Source organism: Nevskia sp. (assembly GCF_021732705.1).
Lineage (GTDB): Bacteria > Pseudomonadota > Gammaproteobacteria > Nevskiales > Nevskiaceae > Nevskia.
The window spans coordinates 224,058-246,015 of sequence record NZ_JAKFUM010000011.1 but is presented as its reverse complement, the minus strand read 5'-3'; the positions used below and the strand labels follow the sequence as shown (position 1 = coordinate 246,015).

General features: G+C 67.3%; 18 protein-coding genes. 3 read left to right on the top strand and 15 right to left on the bottom strand.

The features are described from left to right. Positions 1–27: 27 nt before the first annotated feature. From QZ951_RS14980 to QZ951_RS14940, 9 genes are all read right to left on the bottom strand, one after another. Positions 28–363: a hypothetical protein gene (locus tag QZ951_RS14980; RefSeq protein ID WP_293001942.1), complete on the bottom strand. Its 336-nt coding sequence runs from the start codon at positions 361–363 to the stop codon at positions 28–30. Continuing rightward, positions 360–581 (bottom strand): hypothetical protein, encoded by a 222-nt coding sequence (locus QZ951_RS14975; protein WP_293001940.1) that lies wholly within the window; start codon positions 579–581, stop codon positions 360–362. The genes QZ951_RS14980 and QZ951_RS14975 overlap by 4 nt, the downstream gene beginning before the upstream one ends. After that, positions 578–1,714, bottom strand: coding sequence for a hypothetical protein (locus QZ951_RS14970; protein ID WP_293001938.1), 1,137 nt, complete (start codon positions 1,712–1,714; stop codon positions 578–580). Before QZ951_RS14970 ends, QZ951_RS14975 begins: the two co-directional genes overlap by 4 nt. 552 nt (positions 1,715–2,266) lie before the next feature. Further along, a complete protein-coding gene (locus QZ951_RS14965) occupies positions 2,267–3,661 on the bottom strand; it encodes a hypothetical protein (RefSeq protein ID WP_293001936.1) in 1,395 nt (464 codons plus the stop codon). After that, a complete protein-coding gene (locus QZ951_RS14960; protein WP_293001934.1) occupies positions 3,661–5,244 on the bottom strand; it encodes a hypothetical protein in 1,584 nt (527 codons plus the stop codon). Before QZ951_RS14960 ends, QZ951_RS14965 begins: the two co-directional genes overlap by 1 nt. Further along, a complete protein-coding gene (locus QZ951_RS14955) occupies positions 5,241–5,492 on the bottom strand; it encodes a hypothetical protein (RefSeq protein WP_293001932.1) in 252 nt (83 codons plus the stop codon). The genes QZ951_RS14960 and QZ951_RS14955 overlap by 4 nt, the downstream gene beginning before the upstream one ends. Further along, positions 5,473–6,387: a hypothetical protein gene (locus QZ951_RS14950; RefSeq protein ID WP_293001930.1), complete on the bottom strand. Its 915-nt coding sequence runs from the start codon at positions 6,385–6,387 to the stop codon at positions 5,473–5,475. The genes QZ951_RS14955 and QZ951_RS14950 overlap by 20 nt, the downstream gene beginning before the upstream one ends. A 189-nt stretch (positions 6,388–6,576) precedes the next feature. Beyond that, positions 6,577–7,128 carry a DUF4142 domain-containing protein gene (locus tag QZ951_RS14945; RefSeq protein WP_293001927.1) on the bottom strand — a complete coding sequence of 184 codons (552 nt, stop codon included), beginning with the start codon at positions 7,126–7,128 and terminating at the stop codon, positions 6,577–6,579. Then, the gene (locus QZ951_RS14940) at positions 7,125–7,712 is read right to left on the bottom strand and encodes a hypothetical protein (protein WP_293001925.1); all 588 of its coding nucleotides are present in this window, start codon (positions 7,710–7,712) and stop codon (positions 7,125–7,127) included. Before QZ951_RS14940 ends, QZ951_RS14945 begins: the two co-directional genes overlap by 4 nt. 273 nt (positions 7,713–7,985) lie before the next feature. On the opposite strand from QZ951_RS14940, the gene QZ951_RS14935 reads away from it, so the two are divergent. From QZ951_RS14935 to QZ951_RS14925, 3 genes are all read left to right on the top strand, one after another. After that, positions 7,986–8,915, top strand: coding sequence for an alpha/beta hydrolase (locus QZ951_RS14935; RefSeq protein WP_293001923.1), 930 nt, complete (start codon positions 7,986–7,988; stop codon positions 8,913–8,915). 121 nt (positions 8,916–9,036) lie between these two features. Further along, on the top strand, positions 9,037–9,990 hold the full coding sequence (locus QZ951_RS14930; protein WP_293001921.1) for a cupin-like domain-containing protein: 954 nt from the start codon (positions 9,037–9,039) through the stop codon (positions 9,988–9,990). Between the two features lie 71 nt (positions 9,991–10,061). Beyond that, positions 10,062–11,510: an oligosaccharide flippase family protein gene (locus tag QZ951_RS14925; RefSeq protein ID WP_293001919.1), complete on the top strand. Its 1,449-nt coding sequence runs from the start codon at positions 10,062–10,064 to the stop codon at positions 11,508–11,510. Between the two features lie 3 nt (positions 11,511–11,513). Here QZ951_RS14925 and QZ951_RS14920 read toward each other — a convergent pair whose 3' ends face one another. The 6 genes from QZ951_RS14920 to QZ951_RS14895 all read right to left on the bottom strand — a co-directional run bounded on the left by QZ951_RS14920 (position 11,514) and on the right by QZ951_RS14895 (position 21,936). Next, positions 11,514–11,924 carry a GtrA family protein gene (locus QZ951_RS14920; RefSeq protein ID WP_293001916.1) on the bottom strand — a complete coding sequence of 137 codons (411 nt, stop codon included), beginning with the start codon at positions 11,922–11,924 and terminating at the stop codon, positions 11,514–11,516. After that, on the bottom strand, positions 11,921–13,528 hold the full coding sequence (locus tag QZ951_RS14915; protein WP_293001913.1) for a hypothetical protein: 1,608 nt from the start codon (positions 13,526–13,528) through the stop codon (positions 11,921–11,923). The genes QZ951_RS14920 and QZ951_RS14915 overlap by 4 nt, the downstream gene beginning before the upstream one ends. 14 nt (positions 13,529–13,542) lie before the next feature. Continuing rightward, entirely contained in the window at positions 13,543–15,141 is a 1,599-nt protein-coding gene (locus QZ951_RS14910; RefSeq protein ID WP_293001911.1) for a hypothetical protein, read from the bottom strand. Beyond that, entirely contained in the window at positions 15,138–16,634 is a 1,497-nt protein-coding gene (locus tag QZ951_RS14905; protein WP_293001909.1) for a hypothetical protein, read from the bottom strand. The genes QZ951_RS14910 and QZ951_RS14905 overlap by 4 nt, the downstream gene beginning before the upstream one ends. Before the next feature lie 165 nt (positions 16,635–16,799). Beyond that, positions 16,800–17,777 carry a cupin-like domain-containing protein gene (locus QZ951_RS14900; protein ID WP_293001907.1) on the bottom strand — a complete coding sequence of 326 codons (978 nt, stop codon included), beginning with the start codon at positions 17,775–17,777 and terminating at the stop codon, positions 16,800–16,802. A 91-nt stretch (positions 17,778–17,868) separates the two neighbouring features. Further along, positions 17,869–21,936, bottom strand: a complete 4,068-nt coding sequence (locus QZ951_RS14895) for a condensation domain-containing protein (protein ID WP_293001905.1) — start codon at positions 21,934–21,936, stop codon at positions 17,869–17,871. Positions 21,937–21,958 lie beyond the last annotated feature (22 nt).

Below are 21,958 nucleotides of genomic sequence, written 5' to 3'. Positions count from 1 at the left end.
TCCAGTATGCGCCAACTGCGGGCGCGGTCAAATCGGGGAGCGTCGGGCCTTGAACACGCGCCGGCGGCCGGCGCTGGTGATCGGGAACGGGTCCGGCTTCGGCGTGACGGTAGCTTTCATCGCCTCCAGCTTGGCCAGCACCTGCGCCAGCCCTTCATCGCCGTCCGCGGCTACGGCCTCCGGTGATCGCCAGCCGCCGAATTCGGAGGTGGTGCCGTAGTACCACCGCCCGGCGTCGGCATCGTTGCCGAACACGGCAATCGCAGCGAAGTGCGCCTGGTCCACACGATCAAGCCGTGCGATCTCCTCGGGCTTCAGCGAACCCAGCGCGGCATCCCGCAGCCGTTCGCGCCAGGGCTTCATGCCGTGCCCGGTGGCGCATAGGTCACCGGTACCGCCACCCAGGCCTTGCAGCGGCACAGCGCCTCGGCACCGCCGCGCGGCAGCAGCCGCACCACGCGGCTCTTGATCACCACGCCATCGAAAATCGTGTGATTGCAGACACAGACCACGCGCTGGCGCTCACCGGTCAGGTCGACCACGGTGGCCATGCGAGGCTGAACGGGCAGGGGAAGGCTCAAGCGGCGCGCTCCGGAAGGCGGGTGCCGTATTTTGACGCCAGCAGCCGCCACGGCGTGGTGATCTCCCCCGGCTGCAGCAGGCCGGCCTGTAGCGCCGCCACCTTGTCCCGGCTCTGCAGCACGCCCAGCTGCTCGCCGGCCGGGCGGCCTTGCAGCCAGGCGATCGGATCATCCCGCTGCGCGCGGTCCTCCGGCGTGACCTCCCAACTGAACACCGCTTCCTCGAAGCTCAGGGTGTTCGGGTGTGCCGGCAGCGGGCTTTGCCCGCGCGGATACACGCCGCGGCCCAGGCCGTGCAGGTTCACGTTGGCGTGCAGATCGCAGATATCGAACTTCGGGTGAGACGGGCTCAGCAGAAACCGCGTGCCCACCACGTCCTCGACGGCATAGATGCCTTCGCGCGTCGTCAGGATGTTCGCCTGGTCCACCTCGCTGCGCAGCACCCGCAGCGCATTGGCATAGGCCTTGGCCTCCGGCCCGGTCAGGATCTCCGCCGCCCGGTCACCCAGCGCGCCGGCCTTGGCCAGCTCGATGTCGCCGATCTGCTGCGCCGTGGCGGCACCGGCCCGGCCCAGCACGCCGCGCACGGCATCCCGCGCGGCCTGCCCGTTGATGATTGCTGTCTGGATCGCCGGCAGCAGCTCCGCCCGCAGGCCCTGATGATTGCGCCAGATCCGGTCGGACAGCCGCAGGCCATCCGGCCCGGGCGCGTGCACCAGTTGCTGCCGTACGCGTTCCGCCACCTCGCGCGCATCCGGCAGCCGCGCCACCGAATCCGCCTCGATCTCGCCATTCGTCGCCAGCAGCCGCAACTGATCAATCGCCCCGGCGCCGATCACCGCCGCCCGGAACACCTGCTGCTCCGCCAGCGCCTGCTGCGCCACCAGCAAGGCCTCAAGCGCCAGATTCACCCGGCCGATCACTTCCTGCAGCGCCGCCACCGGCACCGCGCCGTCGCGATCCGCTGCGGCCCGCAGCCCGCGCAGGATCTCCACCGCCGCGGCCTGGTACTCCGCCAGCACCAGCCGCTGGGATTCGGCATCGAGGGCTGCGACCTGATCCCAGGCGTTCCGCAGCGCTTGGTTCAGACCTTGATTAATCGCGCGTTGCTGGGTAGGGGTGAGATCCGCCATTCGTGTCTTATAACTCGGCTAAAAGGTTGTTATCTGTCAATTTGTCGGATAACCCACGTTGGGCTTCAAAGCGTATTGCAGCAGTGATCGAGCCACCAACAACCCGTAGCCCTGTAATTGAAGGCGGTCGTGCAAGTCGCCTAGCCGCGGGTGTAGAACAATCCCAGGCGGCAGTGGCGGCAGCACAAAACCTCCCGCAATCGCCAGTTCAAGCGCATGTTTCAACAGCTCGGCAATATCCAGCCCAACAAGGCACTGACACGGCCGGAAGGAATACCGGCAACGTCGGCCAGAACTTCGGCAGTGGCGGACCCTTCCAGTTCCAGATGCCGACGCATAGCATGCGTGGGTGGAATTCGACTATCAGCGGCAGCCAATCTCCCCACTGCCGCTTTCTGTCTTCCTCCGCCTTCAGGGGTATCGGCGGCCGTCGCGATGCGGGGGCTTACGGTGCGAGCAGAGGCAGCAATCTGCGAATGGCCGGATGCCTCGCACAGCAACCTCCCGGCCCTCATGACTTCGTGCGTGCGCGTGGACACGCTCAGCCCCCTACTAGGTATTCGTGACACTCGTTGCACTTTCCCCCTTCGGCCGATTCCCCGGCGTGATCGACACCCGCGGCTGCGGCCGGCCAGTGCCGCCGGCGGCGCCGGGGTAGGGGTCGTAGTTCTCCCCGGCGGCGTCGATGTGCCTCTGCACCTCCGAAGGATCCAGACCGGCCGCGCTCCAGACCATCGGCCGCGGCACGCCCAGTGCCTGGTGCTTCAGCGCCAGATCCGCGCGCTGGTTCGGGGTGTCGGTCTTGCGTTCGGCGAACTGCACGCTGAATTCCTCCGCATCCGGGTTGATGCCGTGCAGCAGCAGCTCCAGCCGGAAGCCCAGCTCGTAGATGAAGCTCACGTTGTCCTGCAGCGCGTCGAGCTCGTCGAAGTAATCCTGCTTCAGGTCCGCCAGCACATCGCGCGCGGTCTCGCCCAGGTAGCCGAACAGGGCCTTCGGCGCCGGCGCGCCTGAAAAGAACGTGTCCAGCAGGTAGGACACATCGGCGATCTGGTCCAGGTTGGCGTCGCCGGTAATGCCGGTCACGCCGCCCTTGCGGTTCAGGTAGTAGTCCGTCGTGACCAAGCCTTGCTTGCTCCGGTGGTTCTGCTCGTAGGCCTGCAGCTCGGCATCGGTGGCGCCTTCCAGCACGTGCACCTGGCGCTGCGGCGCGCGAGTGTGGCGGCGCACCACCAGATCCCGTTCGGTCATCACCAGTTGGCGCCACACGGTGCGCGTGGCGTCCAGGTACGGCCGGCCGAAGCTGCCCCAGTTGTCGTAATTGTCCGGCCGGATCCGCACCAGGTTGAGCTGCCACAGCGGGAACTTCGCGATCGCCTGACCGCGCAGCCAATCCCACTGCTGGTAAGCCGCTGCCGGGTCTTCGAATTGCCCGTTCGCGCCCACCAGCGGCTTGATCGTTTCGGTCGGCATTCGAACGCCGCGGATCACGCGGGCGCTGTCGTGGTCGATCACCCACTGGATCGGCAGGTTGCCCTCCATCAGCGCGCCGCGCATGTCGCTTTCCAGCTTCTCGCGCCGGTGCAGCTCCAGCCGCCGGTGATAGCTGTCCCACAGCCGCTTCACCGTGTCTGCCTGCGGGCTCACCTTCAGCATCAGCCCGCCCTTGCAGGCCGCCCGGGCGGTGCGCTCGTGGATCTTCTTCACCCGCGGATCACGCTGATCCATCTCGCGGATCTCGTTGATCGTGTTGCGCAGCACGAAGCTCGGCTCCATGCGCAGGTACATCAGCTCCAGCTGCTGTTCCGGCGTGGTGCGGAAGCCGGCCTCGGTGGTGCGCGGTGGCGATTCGCCGGGCAGCAGCGTGCCGATCGTCGGCGCCGTCAGCGTGGGCAGCGGGGCCGGGTTGCTTCGGAAATACCGCATCAGGGGATCGAGCAAGCTCATCACATCAGCTCCACGGTGGTGCCCAGCAGATCCGCTTCGGATTGCTGGCGCGTCAGGATCAGGGTCTGCACCTGGCCGGTGCCGCGCGTGTTCAGCGCGTGGCTGGCGGCGCAGTAGGCGTCGAAAAGGTCATCGCCGATCTTCTTTTCCTGTCGGCTGTAGCTGCTGTAGGCCTTGCTGGTGGCGCTGGCCACAATGTTCGTCAGCTGCCGCTGCAGGTCGCGCATGTCCACCGCGGCGCGGTCGGTGTCCGGTGCGTCATCCACGTAGGGCATCGCCACGCGGTGATTCTGGAAGCTGGCGCGCAGCTGCTGCGCCATGGTGTGCTTGGTCATGCCTTCGAAGCGGATCGGCGCAAAGGCCCACTCCGCCCACGTGGCCGGGCTGGATTGCCCGTCGCCGATCGTCCGCCGGTCGATCGGCGTCAGGCCGGTGGCCAGCAGGTCATCGTTCAGCGCCGTCAGCATGCCGATGCCATAGGCATCGCCCATCGCGTAGTCCGGCCGGTAGTAGCGCCAGAAAGAACGCAGGTCGTTCTTCACGTCGGTTTCGTCGGCGGTGGATGACCAGGTGCGGGCATAGATCGGCACCTCGAAATTGCCGATCTGCTCCAGCACTACCAGCGCCGATCGCGAGCTGGTCGGATCCTCGCCGTGGCCCAGGTGGTCATAGCCGAACGAGATCAGCCCGCGCTTGCGGTACGTGTCGCCCGGGATCGGCTCGCAGATCTCGATCTTCGCCTTGATCGCCAGTTGGATCGCCGCGCGCACCCAGGCTTCCCAGATCAGGTTCTTGCCGGACACGTTCCGGCACAGCAGCTGCCGGATGTACTCGTGCGCCGGCAGGCTATCCCGCATCTCCTCCATGAACGCCGCGTTGACGATGCCCATCTCGATCGCCAGATGGACGTCCACCACCGGCAGCGCGTGGTACTTGCCGCTGGCCACCATGTTGGCCAAGGTGTCCGCGCCTTTGTAGACCCCGGTGATCCGGATGATCGGTCGGTTCACGGATTCCGTGCTGGCACCGAGGCGGCGGCTGGATCCCAGCATCAGCAGGAAGCGGCTGTACAGCCGGTCCGCCGGCATGTCGTCCACCTCCTCGAGGCTGGCCACCGTCAGGTCGCCGCCGTCCACCTGGCTCATGATCCCGTAGCTCGCCGCCACGCTGCGGTTCGCGAACTGGTACCGGGTGTCCCCGAACTGGCGCCGGCCGCGGTCGAACATCAGCCAGGCATCGAGCACCGGCGATCGCCGGATCGCGTCCAGGTGATAGCGCAGGTTCACCTGCGCCTGTGCCTCGCGCGGGGCCACCACGCCCAGTTCCTGGTCGGCGTTGGTCGCCAGGTACTTCAGATCCCACAGTTCCTTGGTCGAGGTTTTGCCGGTGCGGCGGCAGCTGAAATCGACGGTCGACGGGTGCTGATCCATCTCCGTCATCTTCAGGATCTGCATCGTGTCCAGATCCACGTTGTGCACGTGCTTGTGCCACATCGCGTGATCGTCGGCGTAGCGCATCACCTCCACCTCGGCGAGGTTCCGCGCCCGCAGCCGCTGCGCCGGGCTGACGCGATCGCCGCTCACGCCGGCAGGCCCTCGGTGATCGCCGCCCGGCCGGCATCGGTCACGAAGAAAATCCAGCCCGGCGAGATCGCGCTGCGCCGCTGCAGCATCAGCCCGGCCTGCACCAGCGCCTGCAGCGCGGCCCAGTCGGTGTGCCCCACATCGGCGCAGAAATGGTTCCGGTACGGCGTCTTCTTGCGGTCAAGGCCCAGCGCGTGCCGCAGCACCGCCTGCTGATCCGCCGGCAGCTCAGGGCTTGGGCTGGCCATCGTCGTTCTCCAGCGCCTCGTGCTCGAGGAGCACCGGGTCACGGCTCGCGCGCTGCTGCGATCGCTGGATCAGCGTGCCCAGCTTCTCCAGTGCCGCCGTCTGTCGGGCGCGGAAGTCGTTGGCGCTGTCGGTTGCCTGCTTGTCGTCGGTCAGGAAGCCGCTGATCGTTTCCTGCTCATCCTTCACTTTCATCGTCATGCCCGAATCCGGCAGGGTCATGCCGTTGCGGTTCATGAACTCGATGATCAGCTTCAGCAGCGGGTGCGCCTCCACCTTCTGGATCGTCCGCGTGTCGCCGTAGTCATCGACATAGGTCGCCAGTCGCACAGTGCCTTCCTTGTCCAACGCCCATTCCGGCGTCCGCAAGCTGACCCCATCCTTCAGGATCGTCAGGATCATGTCGTTCGTCATCTGCCAGACCAGCGCCTGCAGCCGCGCCTGGTACCGCCCCAGCATCTTCGGATCCCGGGTATCGAAGGCGATCGTGAAATCCATGAACAGCTCGGTGCGCTTCAGGCAGCCCGGCGGGTTCTTGTGCCCGCGCGCCGGCCGAACGTCGCAGCCAGCATTGAAGTGCTCGCAGCCGTCGCAGTGTGGGTACTGCCCCGGCCGGGCCGGAAAGTACTGCGCGGTTTCGGCAAAAACGCCGTGTTTCATCGCATTGAAGCGGGTGATCCGCGCCTCCTCCGGCGTCGGGTGCCCCTTCAGGTTCGCCGCGCTGGCCGCTTTGCCGCCGTCCGTCCGCGGCCCGGTTGCCCGCGTCCAAGCCTTGGCCAGGTTCACCTCCCAGGCCGCCTGCTCCGCCTCCGCCCCGCAATCGCGGCAATTGGCGAAGTAAGCGGTCGGCAGAAACTCCCGCTCCGGCATCTCCTCGGAGCGCGTCGGCACCGCCACGAACCGCAGCTGGCAGCCCCGACAATGAAAGTTCAGCGACCGCCCATCCATCACGCCGCGCGCCTCAGTCGATCCGGCAAGGAAACCACCAGACTCCGGGTTCGCAGCACGGCATGGTCGGGGAGCCAACTCATTCGCTGCATCGTTGTGAAAAAGCCCGCCTCGCGCGGGCTTTTTCGTGGGTGCGGCTCAGGGCGTGCGTTCGAGCAGCCGCACGCCGTCGAGATGCGACTGGATCAGCGGCAGCTGACGCCGCGCGAAGTCGGCAATCGCGCGATCGGGCAGGTCCTGCGCGTCGCGGAAGACGGCGACATCGCGCACGTGGTCGATCCGGATCGAGCGCAGATAGCGCGGTTCGAACGGCGCGCCGTTCGCCTCGGCCAGCGCGGCGAGGCCGCTGCGCTTGTCGGCGCCGATTGTCGCCGGCAGCACCACGTTGGCTGCCAGCGCAAGCGCGCGCAGTTCGGCCAGCAGCCGCGGCTGGTCACGCAGCATGGTGTCGGCATAGTCGCGAACCGCTGGCGTGGTCGCGCGTTCGAGCGCGAGCCGGCTCTCCTCGATGTCCATCCGCCGGGCATCGGTCATGTCGATCAGGAACAGCACGGACGGTCGACTGAGGGTCACCGGCCGCTCGGCATTGACCCGGCGTGCGGCCGCCACGCTGTCCGGCCCGCCGGCACAGGCTGCGAGTGCGGCGGCGCCGGCAAGCAGCAGGATGCGCAGCGATTTTCGTGCGCTCATGGCCTTGTCGGTTTTCGTCGGATGGCAGGGGCGGGCCCGCGTGCCGGGCGAAAGTACTGACGTTCAAGCAACTGGCCGATGGCAAGCCGGCGCGCGTCCAGCTCGTCCTTGATGCCTTGCAGGAACTGCTTGAGCCCCGGCTCGGGTTCCCGTTCGATCATCACGCCGACCAGATGCCGTTGTTCGTCCAGCGCGTAGTAGAAGGTCAGCAGCAACTGCCGCTCGAACGGCAGGCCGCTGGCGCCGGTCAGCGGCGCGATGTCCTTCGCCAGATCCATTCCGACGGCCGTTCGCGTTTCGGCTATGACCGGCGGCATCGTTTCGGCATCGAGCCGCAGCGCCGGATACTGGCCGGCAAGCTTTTCCAGCGATGCCGACAAGCGCCGGTACAGATCGAGCAGCTCGGTGGTCACCGGCAGCAGATTCGGGCGCTGCTGCTTGAACATCAGCAGCCATTCGATCTTCGGAATCCCCACAGCCTGCTGGTACAGCAGGCTGTAGCCGACATTCAGCTCGCGCCGGGCGCGATCACCCGCCGGTGCCGGCACCTTCGCGGCTGCCGAGGCCGGCGCAGCGGGCGCCATCTTCCGATCGTCGCAACCCGCCGGCGCCGCCGCCATCAGCCCGACAACGAGCAGCGACGCGAGCGCACGGCCGGCCGTGCCGCGCGGACGCTGGCTCGGGCCGGATCGATGCTGCACATGGGATGTCATGACCGCAGGGCCGCATGCGCCGTGCCCGCGTCGCGCTGACGCGAGGGCTGCGGCCGGGGCTCGGTGGGGCAGCGAACGGAACGCCCCGAAGATCGCACCGACAGTGCGATGGCCTTGTCCCGTTCACCCCAGGAGCCGCCCGCCATGCCGATCGTCACCACGCGCGACCAGACCTCGCTGTACTACAAGGATTGGGGCAGCGGCCCGGCCGTGATCTTTCTGCACGGCTGGCCGTTGTCCGCCGACAGCTGGGACGATCAGGCGATGGCAATCGCCGAGGCCGGCTATCGCACCATCGCCTATGACCGGCGCGGCTTCGGTCGCTCGTCCCAGCCCTGGGTCGGCTATGACTACGGCACGCTCGCGGACGATCTGGCCGATGTCATCGCGCACGTCGGTGTATCCGATGTCACGCTCGTTGGCTTCTCGATGGGCGGCGGCGAGATTGCCCGGTATCTGACGCGGCACGGACGCGCCGCGATCAGCCGCGTCGCACTGATCTCGTCGGTGGTGCCGTACATGCCGAAGACCGACGACAACCCCGATGGCACCAACGCCACGGTGTTCGCCGAGATGGCGCAGTCGATGACCGCCGATCGCGCGGCGTTCTTCGAAGGTTTCTTCCGCGATTTCTTCGGCGTGAGCCTGATCAGCCATCCGGTCGGCAGCGAGCTGCTGCGCTGGTGTCAGACGGTGGCGATGCAGGCCAGCCTCAAGGCCACGCTGGAATGCGCGAAATCGTTCGCGACCACCGATTTCAGACCGGATCTCGCGAGCTTCGATCTGCCGACCCTGATCATCCACGGCACGGCCGACAAGACCGTGCCGATCGACGCCGCTGGCCGTGCCGCCGCGCGCGGCATTCCGCAGGCGCGGTTGATCGAGTATCCCGGCGCGCCACACGGCCTGTTCGCGACCGACAAGTCCCGGCTGACGCTGGATCTGCTCGAATTCCTCGGCCACGTGCCGACCATCGCGCAGAGCGAAGCCCGACGGCAGGACCTGTGCGACGACTTTGCCGGCGGCCAGATGCAGGCCCCGCTGCTGATCGCCGGTCGCCCCTTCGCTGCGTGACGGCGTCGCGAGAAGCGGTGCTCGCTGCAGACGGATCGCTAGCGCATCCTGACCTTTGACAAGGGGGGGCTGGGTCAACAGACTTGCCGGTGTCTAGCAACAGGCTGAACGGATGACAGGCATGCACGCGACACCGACCCCGGCAACGGCACCGAACCACGATCCGCTGCGCCAGAACGGCCGGCCGGTGCTGAACGACCCGAACGGCGATTTCGCCCGCCACTACAACCGTCAGAGCTTCTGCTTCGAGCACGGCCTGAAGGGCAATCCGCTGTTCGAACTCGACAGCCTGGTCGAGCTGTCGAAGCGGCTGCCGGCGCATCCGGACTTCGCGTACTGGTCGAACGGCCGGGTCTCGATCAACGATCCCTGGGAAAAGGGAATGGCCGAGCGCTATTCGCTGCAGGACACGATCCGCGGCATTGCCGACAACAACTCGATCGTGATCATGAAGCACACCGAGCAGGACCCGGTGATCGGCCCGGTGTTGCAGGAAATCCTGTCGAAGTTCGTCGAGTATTCGGGCGCGCAGATGCGCGACGACGTGATCGTCGGCGAATCGCTGATCCTGGTGTCGTCACCGAACCGGATCACGCCGTACCACTTCGATGCCGAGCTGAACTACCTCGTGCAGGTCACCGGCGACAAGACCTTCCACGTCTTCGATCACACCAAGGCGCAGCAGGTGACCGACGAGGAACTGGAAGGCTATTTCTCCGGCGCGCCGAGTGCCGCACGCTACGGCGAGGCGAAGCAGGCGCACGCCACCGTCTATGACCTCAAGGCCGGGCAGGGCATTCACATTCCGGTCACGGCCCCGCACTGGGTGCAGAACGGCGACAACATCTCGGTGGCGCTGTCGATCAACTACGAGCTGAAGTCGGTCGCGCAGCGCGCCAAGAGTTACTGGCTGAACCACCGGCTGCGCAAGCTCGGCATCAATCCGTCATCGCCCGGCCGTTCGGCAATGCTCGATGGTATGAAAGCGGCTTCGGCGACCAGCCTGCAAGGCCTGCGGGGTCTGTTGAAGCCGGCCCCGCCGCCGCCGACCTGGCAGGTCTGGACGCCGCGCTGAGCCCTGCGCCGCCGGATCGGCGAACGCCACCGGTCCGACCTTCATCCTGATGCGATTCGAGCCCTCCGCCGATGGCGCTGCGCCTGCCTGACCTGTCGCCCACTGCCTGGAACACGCTGCGCAACCTGTTTGCGCAGGGCTTCGGCCTGCTGCTGTTCGCAGTGCAGGCGCCGCTGCTGGGGCCGCATGCCTTCGGGCTGATCACGCTGGTGATGATCTTCGTCGGCTTCTGCGAGCACGTGATGGAGATCGCGACCACCGAAGCGCTGCTGGCGCTGCGCGAACCGGATCGCCGGCACTACGCGACGATGACGACGGCGGGTGGTGCATTCGCCATCGTGCTCGGCGTGACCGTGGCGCTGTGCGCGGAGCCGATCGCCATGCTGTTCAAGGAGCCGGAACTGGCGCCGGTGCTGCGCTGGATGGCGCTGCTGCCGGTGCTGACCGCGATCACCACGGCACCCAACGCCGCCGCCCGGCGCGAGATGAACTTCAAGCCGCTGGCGCAGCGGACGATCCTGTCGATCGGCATCAGCGGCATCGTCGGCCTGACCCTGACCGTGCTCGGCTACGGCGTCTGGGCGCTGGTCTGGCAGGCGATGCTGCAGCGGGCGATCAACCTGATCCTGATCTGGTACTTCGTCCCGCTGCCGTTCGAACTCGGCTACAGCCGCCGGCACATGGCCGAGATGATGCCGTTCACCGGGCCGATGCTGATCACGCAGACCATGTCCTGGGGCGCCGGGCAGGCACCACGCTTCATCCTCGGCCTGTATGTCGGCACGACCGAAGTCGGGCTGTTCAGTCTGGCGTCGCGACTCAACGAAATCCTGCTGCAGCTGACGATCTCGCCGCGCTTCCAGGTCGCGCGAATCGAGATGCGCCGCTACACCGATGATCAAACCGGCCTCGCCGACGCACTGGCGCGGGTGCTGCGCGACATGGCGGTGCTGAGCTTCCCGATGGCGATCGGTGCGGCCGCGGTGATGCCGGTGCTGTTCGCGGTCTGGCTCGATGCCCGCTGGGCCGGCGGTGTCGTCGCCGCGCAGCTGCTGATGCTGATGTGCCTGCCGTACGTCACCCACTACGCGCTCAGCTCGGCGCTGCTCGGACTGCATCAGCAGAAGCCCGTGGCCAAGACGTCGACGGTGCAGACCGCGTCGACGGTGCTGGCAATGGCGGTGGCAGCGCCATTCGGCCTGGTTCCGGCCGCGGCGGCGCTGGCGATCCAGCCGGTGCTGACGGCCGTGCTGCCGGTGCACTACCTGCGACGAGCATCCGGCATCGGGCTCGCCACGGTGCTGCGGGCGCAGGCGCCGTTGCTCGCTGCGGCGATCGGGATGGGCGTGGTCGTCAGCGGCGTGATCCTGCTGCTGCGCGGCCACGCGCACGATGCGGTGGTGCTCGCGGTGGCCACGCTCAGCGGCGTGCTCAGCTATGCCGGGCTGCTGCAGAAGCTGGCGCCGGACGCGGCGCGACCGTTTCTCGACAAGATCCTGCGGCGCTTCAAGCGCCGCTGAGCGTCAGCGCGGCGCGCGATTGCCGGCGAACGTGAACAGGCGGCCGAGGCTGAAGTTCCACATCATCACCGTCCCGGTCGCCAGCACCTGCGCCACCATGTAGTGGCTGTGCAGCGCCTTGTTCAGCAGCCAGAAGATGCCGGCATTCAGCGCCAGCCCGGTGCCGGACACCACCACGTAGCGGCCGATCGAGCGGGTGATTGGCGCGGCGCTCCGGAACGTGAAGAAGTAGCTGGCGGTGAAGTTGAACATCGCGCTGATCGCGAAGCCGGTCGAGGTCGCCGGCACCAGCGGCCATCCGTAGTGCTCGTGCAGCAAAATCAGGATGCCGTAATGAATGCCGGTGGCGGTGCCGCCCACGAGCACGAAGCGCAGGAACTGCGTCGCCACCTCGCGCGGCAGCCTGACGGTCACAGCGCGAATTCTCCGCGCAGCCGGATGTCTTCCGGCAGCGGCTTCACCCAGGACTCGCATTGGCCGGTCGCCGGATCGGGCGGCGTGTGGCGCCAGATCGCGAAGTGGTTGCCGCGGCTGACCAGGCACATCGCCGACAGCGCCTTGACCACATCCGGGTCGCGCTCGAAGAACGTGGTGATGCGGGTCATGTCGAGCACCACGCGCTCGGCATCGGCAATGCTGGCCAGCAGCCGGGTCTTGTCGGCCGGCAGCAGCTGGCCGTAGTTGATGATCCAGCTCTGCGGCGTGTGCACCGTCGGGTAGTAGTGATGCACGCCGGTGGCATAGGTCAGCAGCAGCAGCTTGGTCTGCTTCGACAACGCGACGATCTCGCCGAAATCCTTCACCACCTCGGGGAACGCGTAGAAGCCGCGGCTTTCGGCGCTGGGCTGGGTCGATTTCCACAGCCAGCGCGTGTTGCCGGCCTGATTGCCGAGGCTCATGACCGCCACCAGCGCCCAGATGCCGATCAGCCCGCGCTGCAGCGTGGGTTGGGTGATGCCGGCCAATGCGACGACGACGCCGGCCACCAGCAGGAAGTCGTAGAACACGTGCTGGCTCGGAATGCCGTAGGCGACCAGCACGAACACGATGTGCAAACCGCCGGCGAGCAGGATGAACTGGCTGCGCGCGGAAGGACGCCGCTTGACCAGCACGTCCTTCAATGCCGCTGCGCTGAACACGGTCAGCAGCGCGGAGCTCAGCAGCCACCAGGTCGCGCGGTCGAACAGGTAGTAGCGCAGCGGCGACCATTCCGGCCGCGCTTCGGTGCGTCCGGGGTACAGGAAGATCTTCAGCGACGTGAACAGGCCGTAGTCGACGCTCTTGTAGAACGACGCGCCCTGGAACGGCAGTGCCGTGGCCAGCACCGATTCGAAGCCATAGCGCAGAGTCAATGCCGCGCCGATCGCGAGGTAGGCGATCGCCGCCGGAACCACGGCGCGCAGCAGCGCGGCAAGGCTGCGGCTTTCGCTGCGCCACCAGTCGATGGCGATCAGCAGCAGCAACCCGGCGGTCAGCACCAGCGGCAGGCTCGGCACGCTCCAGCAGCCGATCGCCGACACGACCAGCGCCAGCGGCAGTCGCCGTTCGAGCACCAGCGCCAGCGCCCAGATCATCGACACGTGCACGAACAGGTACTGCACGTTCTGGTTGACCCAGATGATGATCGGGCTCATCGCGAACAGCAGCAGCGTCCAGCGCAGCGGATGGGTCGCGTTGCGGACCAGCACCGCGAAGCCGCCAGCCATCAGGGCGAGATAGACGACATGGCAGCCGATGATCGGCCACGGTCCGCGCCCGAACACGGCGAACAGGCCGTCCTGCACCAGCACCGGCAGCAGACCGTACAGGTAGTAGGTGTCGACGCCGATCCGCAGCCCGGCATCCTGCAGATAGGCGAGATTCAGAAAGTTGCCGCGATCGCCGAACACCCAGTAGCCGAACGAGTACTCCACCGGCCACGACACGAGGTGCAGCAGGACGAAGCCGGCAAACAGGATCGCGGCGCGGCGCGCGTCGTCGGACGTGAAACGGAACGGAGTCGCTATTTCGGTCGGCATGGCAGGGCTCGTCATCAGACCGCGTTCTCGCCGCGCATCCGGGGGTCGGCCGGCAGTTCCTTGACGTAGGTCCTGCACTCGCCGGTGACCGGGTCCGGCGTGCGGCTCCAGTAGATGAAGTACGGATTCATCCTGAACATGCAGAGTTTGGCCAGCTCGGCCTTGATCTCCTCGTCGCGCTCGAAGATCGTGGTGATGCCGGTGACGTCCTCGACCACCACCTCGGCCGTGCGCAGCTTGGCCAGCAGCCGCTCACGGTCCGGCGGCAAGGTCTGGCCCCACTGGATCAGCCAGCTTTCGGCGGTATCGATCGTCGGGAAGTAGTGATGCACGCCGGTGGCGTACGACAGCAGGAACACCGGCCGCTGCTTCGACAGATCGACGACTTCCTTCCACGCGCTGGTGAACTCCGGTGGCGAATAGAAGCCGGCGCTGTCCGGGCTCGGCTTCGTCGCTTTCCACAGCCACCAGGTGTACGAGGCCTGATTGCCGTGACTCAGCGCCGTGACCGTGAAGAACACGCCGATCAGAAGGTTGCGGGCGCGCGACGCGGCGAGCATCGACAGGCCCAGCAAGGTGCCGGCTGCAACCAGCGGGTCGTAGATGATGTGCTGCGGCGGCGTGCCGTAGGCCACGAGGATGAACACGATCTGCATCACGGCGCAGAACAGCACGAACAGGGCCTTCGGATCGAGCTGCCGCTCGCGCCACATGCGCAGGAAGCCGCGGGTGCCGAAGACGGTCAGCAACACCGTGGCCAGGACCCACCAGGTGGCGCGGTCGAACACGAAGTAGCGCAGTGCCGACCAGTTCGGACGGGATTCGGTCTGGCCGGGATACAGGAAGACCTTCAGCGAGCTCAGGAAACCGTAGTTCACGGCCTTGTAGAACGAGGCGCCCTGAAACGGCAGCGCGGTCGCCAGCACCGAGTCGATGCCGAAGTACGCGGCGAGCCCGGCCCCGATGCCGAGATACGCGAGCAGGCCGGGATAGCCGAGCTGCAGCAGCCGCTTCAGCGTGCGCGGCCCTTCGAGCCACCAGCAGGCGAACAGCAGCACCACCAGCGACGCCGACAGGACCAGCGGCATGCTCGGCACGCTCCAGCAGCCGAAGGCCGAGACCACCACGGCCAGCCGGTAGCGCCGTTCCAGCAGCAGCGCGATCGACCACAGCATCGTCACCTGCACCAGCACGTACGACAGGTTCGGATTGACCCAGATGATGATCGGCACCAGCGCGATGGCGCCGAGATTCCACAGCATCGGCTTCGGCGTGTGCCGGACCACCACGGTCAGCGCGGCGCTCATCAACGCCAGGTAGCAGACGTGCAGGCCGATGATCGGCCAAGGGCCGCGGCCGAACAGGTCGAACACCACGTCCTGCAGCAGTACCGGCAGCAGGCCGTAGAGGTAATAGGTGTCGACCCCGGGCCGAAAGCCCTTGTCGAGCAGGTAGGCGAAGTTCAGGAAGTTGCCGCGATCCTTGAACACCCAGAGATCGAACGAGAATTCGGTCGGCCACGAGGCGAGCACCATCGCCAACATGCTGCCGAACAGCATCAGGAAGCGCAGGAGATCGGTCGAGCGCGGATCGGCTTCGCGGTTCAGGGTCATGGCGTTGCGTCGATCGAGGAGGTAGCGGGAGCCATCACGCCGTTGCGGACCGGCGTTGGCCAGTAGCGGCTGGTGACCTCGGGATACGGCGACCGATCGCTGTCCAGCAGCGGGGACGTCTTGCCTCGCAGGGCGCGGTCGAACCAGGCCAGCACATAGGCGTGCAGGATCTCGTAGCCGCGCAGCGGCGCAATCGGGCCGCGCCCCGCGATGCGATCGAGCGGCGAGGTCAGGCAGAGATCGGCGAAATTGAAATGCTGCGTGCCCGCGATCATCACGTGCTGGCCCCCGTGCCGGGCGAGGTTGCGCAGCAGCGCGTCGCCGTCGGTCTGATCCTCGATCGCGTTGTAGCGCGTGTCCGGATCATCGGCGGTGAACAGCGCCGGATCGATCGGTGCCAGTTCCTCGTTGATCATCAGCATCGGCTTGTTCGCGCCATCGGCACGGCCCTCGGCCCACATGCGGCCGTCGAGGTTGATCGCCGTGATGAAGCGCGGGTCCTGATTCGCGGCCTGCACGGCCACCGCGCCGCCAAGCGAGAAGCCGACGAAGCCGGCGCGGCTGGCGTCGAAACGGCCGCTGAAGACCTGGCCGGGCGTTGCCGCGACCTCCGCGAGCCGGGTCAGCGCGGCCGAGGCGTCGCGCGCGCGGCTGCGCACGCGGTCCTTCGAGATCTCGACCAGTTCGAGATAGCGCGCTTCGCTGCCGTAGTAGAAATCGCGCTCGAGCTCCGCCTTGAGTGCCTGCCAGCGTGCGTCGGACATCCCCGCCTGTCGTCCCGGGTACTCGATCGTGGCGACGTAGTAGCCATGGCTGACCAGCTCGCGAACCAGCGCGGCACTTTCGATCGCCACCCCCGGCCAGCCGGGAAAGTAGAACAGCAGCGGCGCTGGCGATGGCAGATCGACCGGCGGCGCGTTGCGGATGGCCGGTTCCGGCAGCTGCTTGCCGCGCTCGCCGAAGGCGGCGACCCGCTCCGCAAGGAAGGCCGGATCGAGCAGGCGACTGCCGCCCGGGGCCACGGCCGGGTACCAGAGCTTCAGCAACGGCGGCGGATGGCGCAGTTCGTCGGGGGTCGGGACATCGCCGACCGGTGACTGGCCCAGCACCGGAAACGCGATCTGGCCGATCACGGCGTACTCGCCACCGGGCGTCGGGTAGCTGACCGCCGGACGCAGCCAGTTGCTCGCGGTGCTGGCGATCAGCAGCAGACCGGCCGCAGCCAGCCCGAGCCGCGCAAGGATGCCGTCGCCCGGCAGCTTCAGCAGCGACAGTACGAGCGGCATGAGGCACAGTCCCAGCAGCGCCACCGCCGCGAATACGATCGGCTTGCGCCAGCCTTCGAAAAAGACCTGCAGCAGGATCAGGCCGACGCTCGCGGCCAGCAGCGCCAGCGCGACAGTCGTCGAGCCGCGCGGGCTGGCCACGAAGCAGCGGCCGAGCTGCAGGGCCGCAGCCAGCCAGACCAGCAACTCGAACAGCTTCAAGGACACCCCCCGAAAGTGTCAGCGCAGCGGTCCCGCCCGTTCCCGCAGTCAGGACGCTCGTGAAGGCGCGGGCCTGCCGTACCGCTGCGCGGTGGCGATCAGGTCGGCGCCTGATCGACCCGCGTCCCGGCGGGTCGAATGCAGACGTGGCTCAGCCGTTGGCGGGCCGCATCAGAACGCGTCGTCCGGCGTGCGATCGTGAATGCCGTCGGCGTTCGGCCCGATGTTGCGCAGGTTGCCGAAGCGCGCCGTCCGATAGGCCTGGATCGCCGCGCCGACCGGCTGCTTCAGTGCGTCGAGCAGCTTCGACTGGAACGGCGGCGTCGGATTCAGCCCCATCCGGCGCAGGTAGTAATTGGTGCTGTACAGGTTGTAGTAGGCGCTGTCCCACGAGTGGTAGAGGATCGCCGCCGACACCGAGATGTTGTTGCCGTTCTTGACCCAGTGCGGGCTGTTGACCGGAATGTGCACGCCATTGCCGGGCCGCAGCTTGAACACCGTGGCGCGGTCCTGCAGATGCGGCTTGTAGACGGCAGCGTTGACGTCGACCGTCCATGAACGCTCGATCTCGACTTCCGGCAGCACCTCGCGATCCTTGCGGTCGAACAGGCTGATCTCCTTCTCGCCGCGGATCTGCAGCAGGAAGTTCACTTCGCTGTCGATGTGGTACGTGCTGATGCGGTTCGGCGAGGTCACGAAGATCGCCATCTGCTTGCGCCGCATGTTCTTTTCGAGCTGGCGGCCGCTGATCTTCAGGATGTCGCAGATGATCGTGTTCAGGACCTTGCCGTACTCCTTGCTGCGCTCGGCCGACTTGAAATCGATCCAGGCTTTCGAGGTCTCGATGCGGCGCATCAGGTCCTCGACCGTGATGTCGGCCGGCGCGCCGCTCCAGCGCTGGCCGATGTCGTCGACGCCGGCGTCGAAGTAGATGTCCTTCGGCCACTTCTTGGTCATCTCGTCGGCCAGTTCCAGCAGGCGCGGGATCTGGAACAGCGGATGGTCGGCCAGCTGGTGCTGGACCTCGAAGAAGTTCCGGTTGAAGTTGGCCTCGAACTCGGCACGGTCCAGATTCAGCAGCGTGCCGTTGCCGGCGAGACCGTGTCGGCGAGCGCCGGCCTCGGAGTAGTCGCGAATTTCAGCGTTCATGACGGGGCTCTCTCGATCGACCGACACGGCGCGTCGGCCGGTCGTGTCCGGGGAAGGGGAATCGTGGCGCAGCATGACCGGGCCTGCATGCTCAGCTCGCAGGACCGGACGCGGCCTGATCCAGTTGCGCGGTGATCTGCGCGGCCATCTGGCTGACGCCGGGGTCCTGGAACATCGTGAAGTGATCGCCGTCGACCATGTGCAGCTCCACGCCCTGCCGGGCAAACGGCCCCCAGCCGGCATGCGGATCGAACCACAGGCCGGTCGGTTCCCGGTAGCTGCGGAACAGCGTGATGCGACCGTCGAACGTCTTTGGCTCGTAGCGCGAGGTCACGTCCTGCAGGTAGCCGAGCAGCCACTGGTCGTAATCCTCCGGCGCCGCCTGCTGGGCCATCGCGGCTTCCGCTCGCGGCATGCGACCGCCTCCGCCGAACAGCTCGCGCAGCGCCTTGACGAAGCCGCGGTTCGCGAGGAACGCGCCGAAGCCCTTGCCGGTCTGCTGCTTGCTCTGCCAGTCCTCGAAGATGAACTGCCAGCGCAGCGTGTAGCCGTTGATCAGGCGGCGCAGCGGCGACAGGCGCTTCAGGTAGTTCGGCACCCACGAGTCCATGAGGTACAGGTTGCGCACGGTCTGGCCTTCGGCCTGCAGCTGCCGGCCGACCTCGAAGGCAAGCGCACCCGCGACACACCAGCCGACCAGCGAATACGGGCCCTGCGGCTGCACGCGGCGGATCAGCTGCACGTAGCCGGCGGCGATCTCTTCCAGCGTCTTTGGCAGCGCCTCGCCCTGCACCGAGGGATCGAACAGCTGCAGCGAGGTCACCGGCTGGTCCTGCCCGAGGCGCTTGGCCAGCAGGTAATAGCTGCCGGTGTTGTTGATCGCGATCATCGGTGGCCGCGAGCCGTGCGGCTGCAGCTTCACCACCTGGCGGAAATCGAAGTCGCGCGAGTCGCTGCGCTCCAGCAGTTGCGCCAGTTCGCGGATCGTCGGTGCGCGGAACAGCGCGGCCAGACTGACGCGTCGCCCGAACAGGGCTTCGACCTTGCCGAGCATGCGCGCCGCCAGCAACGAATGGCCGCCGAGCTCGAAGAAGTTCGATTCGGCGTCGAGGTCGTCACGGCCGAGCATCGAGGCCCACAGCGTGGTCAGACGGCCTTCGATCGCGCTGGGCGCACCGAGCCGCAGTTCCGGCGGCGTGGCCGGTCGGCGCAACTGGCGGAAATCGACCGTGCCATCCGCCGCGCGCGGCAGCGACGGCACGATCTGCAGCGGCTGTGGCAGCAGGCGTGGCGGCAGCCGCTGCGCCAATGTCGTGCGCAGCGCCTCGCCGACATCGCTGATGCCGCCGCCACCGCTGAGCACGACCCACGCGGTCAGGGCCGGCTGGCCGTTGCCGTCATTCGCGAAGGTCACGGCGGCGTCGGCGATGTTCGGATGACGGGTCAGCGCGGCTTCGACCTCGGCAGGATCGATCCGATGCCCGTCGAGCCGACGCGCGCGGTCCTGCCGGCCCAGCCATTCGACCCGGCCATCGAGCCGCACGCGGCCGAGATCGCCGGTGCGCAGCAGCGAGGCATCGGCCACGAACGGATCGGCGCGGAAGCTTTCGCGCTCGGCATCCTCGTCGAGCATGCCGAACGACACGCCGACGCCCCCGACATGCAGCTCGCCGACGGCGCTGGTCGGCAGCAGCTGGCCTTCGGCATTCAGGACGCGTATGCGGCAGGTCCCGTTGGCGATGCCGACGAGCGCGACTTCGTCGGCACGCTCGTGACGCTGCGCCGTCGCGAACAGCGCCACGCCCGGCACCGTGTACAGCGTCCACAGTTCGTGGCCGAGTTCGAGCATGCGCTGCGCCAGCCGCGCGTCCGGACGCTCGCCATGGGTCCACATGCGCAGGCGCGGGATGCCATCCCATTCGGTGGCGAGCAGGCGCGACCACAGCACCGGCGTGCTGGCCATCGTCACGCGGTCCGTGCGCAGCGTCATCAGCAGGGTCGTCAGCCGGCGGATGTCGAGCGACTCGCGCTCGCCGGCGATCACCAGACGGGCGCCGACCAGCAACGGCAGCAGCAGTTCGGCCAGCGCGAAGTCGAGCGAGACCGGCGCGGTGGCGACCAGCACGTCACCGTCACCGAGACCCGGCTGCGCGGCCAGCGTCGCGAGCCGTTCGGCCAGCGCGCCATGCGAATACCGGAACGCCACGGCCTTGCCTTTCGACCAGCCCTGCACGCTCAGCACGGCCTCGTCTTCCGGCCGGACGTAGGCGTCGGCGATGCTGCCTGGCCCGCGGCTGATGACGGCGGCTTCGGCGTCGATATCGATCAGCGAGGTTCGTGTCGCGGCGAACAGCCCAGCCTGCGCCGTGCGCAGCACCACGGCGCTGATGCGCCCGGCGTCGATGAAGGCCGCAAGTCGCGTCGGCGGCTCCTGCGGATCGAGCAGCACGACGCTTGCGCCGACGCGCTGGGCAGCCAGCAGCGCGATCGGCAGTTCGGCGGCGCGCGGCAGGCAGATGCCGAGCCGCGAGCCGGCTGCGACGCCGCGAGACAGCAGGTGATGGGCCAGTCGTGCCGATTCGAAATCGACCTGGCGGAACGTGTGGCGGCGCTCGTCACCGACGATGGCGATGGCGTCCGGCACGCGTGCCACCTGGGCCGCGAAGCGCTGGCCAATGCTGACGAACTCCGCGGCCTCGGCCACCGGCGGCAGCAGCCGCGCACGCTCGTCGGCGCCGATCAGGTCGATCTCGGCGAGGCGCAGGCTCGGCTTGCGGGTGGCGAGATCGAGCACCGTCTGCACGTAGCCCAGCAGGCGGTCGACGGTCTCGCGCTCGAACTGGTCGGTGTTGAACTGGCACGAGAAGCGCCAGCCATCCGGCCGTTCGACCATGAAGAAATTCAGGTCGTAGATCGCGCCCGCCGGCAGCGACGGCATGTCGACCAGCCGGAAATCGCCGTAGTCGTCGTTCTGGATGAACGTGCGCTGGAAGATGAAGTTGACCGAGATCAGCGCGCTCTGGGCGCTGTTGCGCTCGCCCTTGACCATCGACAGCAGGCGCTCGATCGGGATGTGCCGATGCTCCAGCGCCTGCGCACTGACATCGCGCAGGCGCTCGATCAGCGTGCCGAAGCTCGGATTGCCGGACAGGTCGTTGCGCAGGATCAGCGAATTGACGAACTGGCCGACCATGCCTTCGAGCTCGACCTGATCGCGGTCGGACACCTGGGTGCCGATGACGATCTCGGTCTCGCCGGTGTAGCGGTGCAGCATCGTGGTCAGCGCGGCGAATGCCGCCGCGAACAGCGTGGCGCCGTGATCGGCGCTGACGGACTGCGCCCGGTTGGTCAACTCCCGCGGCAGCACGATCGACGTGATCGCGCCGTTGGTCGTCGGCACCAGCGGTTTCGGCTTGTCGGCCGGCACCTTGAACGGCTTCAGGCCGGCCAGCTGCTTCGACCAGTACGCCTCCTCCGCCGCCGTGCCGCGCTCGCGCGTCCATTCCAGATGCCACTGCGCGTAGTCGGCGTATTGCAGCGCCAGATCTTCGAGCGGAATCGGCTTGCCGGCGCGCAGCGCCTGGTAGATCAACCCCATCTCGCGCGCCATGACGCCGATCGACCAGCCGTCGGACACGATCTGGTGCGTGGTGACGAGGATCACCGCGTCGTCCGGGGCATAGCGCAGCAGGGTGGCGCGGACCAGCGGACCGCCAATCAGATCGAATGGTGCGCGCGCCTCGATCACGCCGATGCGATCGCCTTCGGCATTGCGGGCATCTTCCGGCAGGCCGGTCAGATCGATCTCGGCGAGCCGGAACTGCGAGCGCGGCAGCACTTCCTGCACCGGCTTGCCGTCGACTTCGCGGAAGATCGTCCGCAGCACTTCGTGGCGATTGATCAGGTGCAGCCACGCCTTCTCGAGCAGTGCGGTGTCGACCTTGCCGAGCAGTCGCCAGCGCACCGCGACATTCAGTGACGAGTTGCCCGGTTCGAGACGATCCAGCAGCCAGAAGCGTTCCTGGGCGATCGAGCACGGGAACAGCAGGGGGCCGTCATCGACAGCCGCGTCGGAGACGCCGCTGTCGAACTCGACCTCCATGGAATCGGCCTCGACAATCTTGTCGGGCTCGAAATCCGGATTCCGCAGGCTGTTCATTCCGTGTTGCGTGATGGCGTGG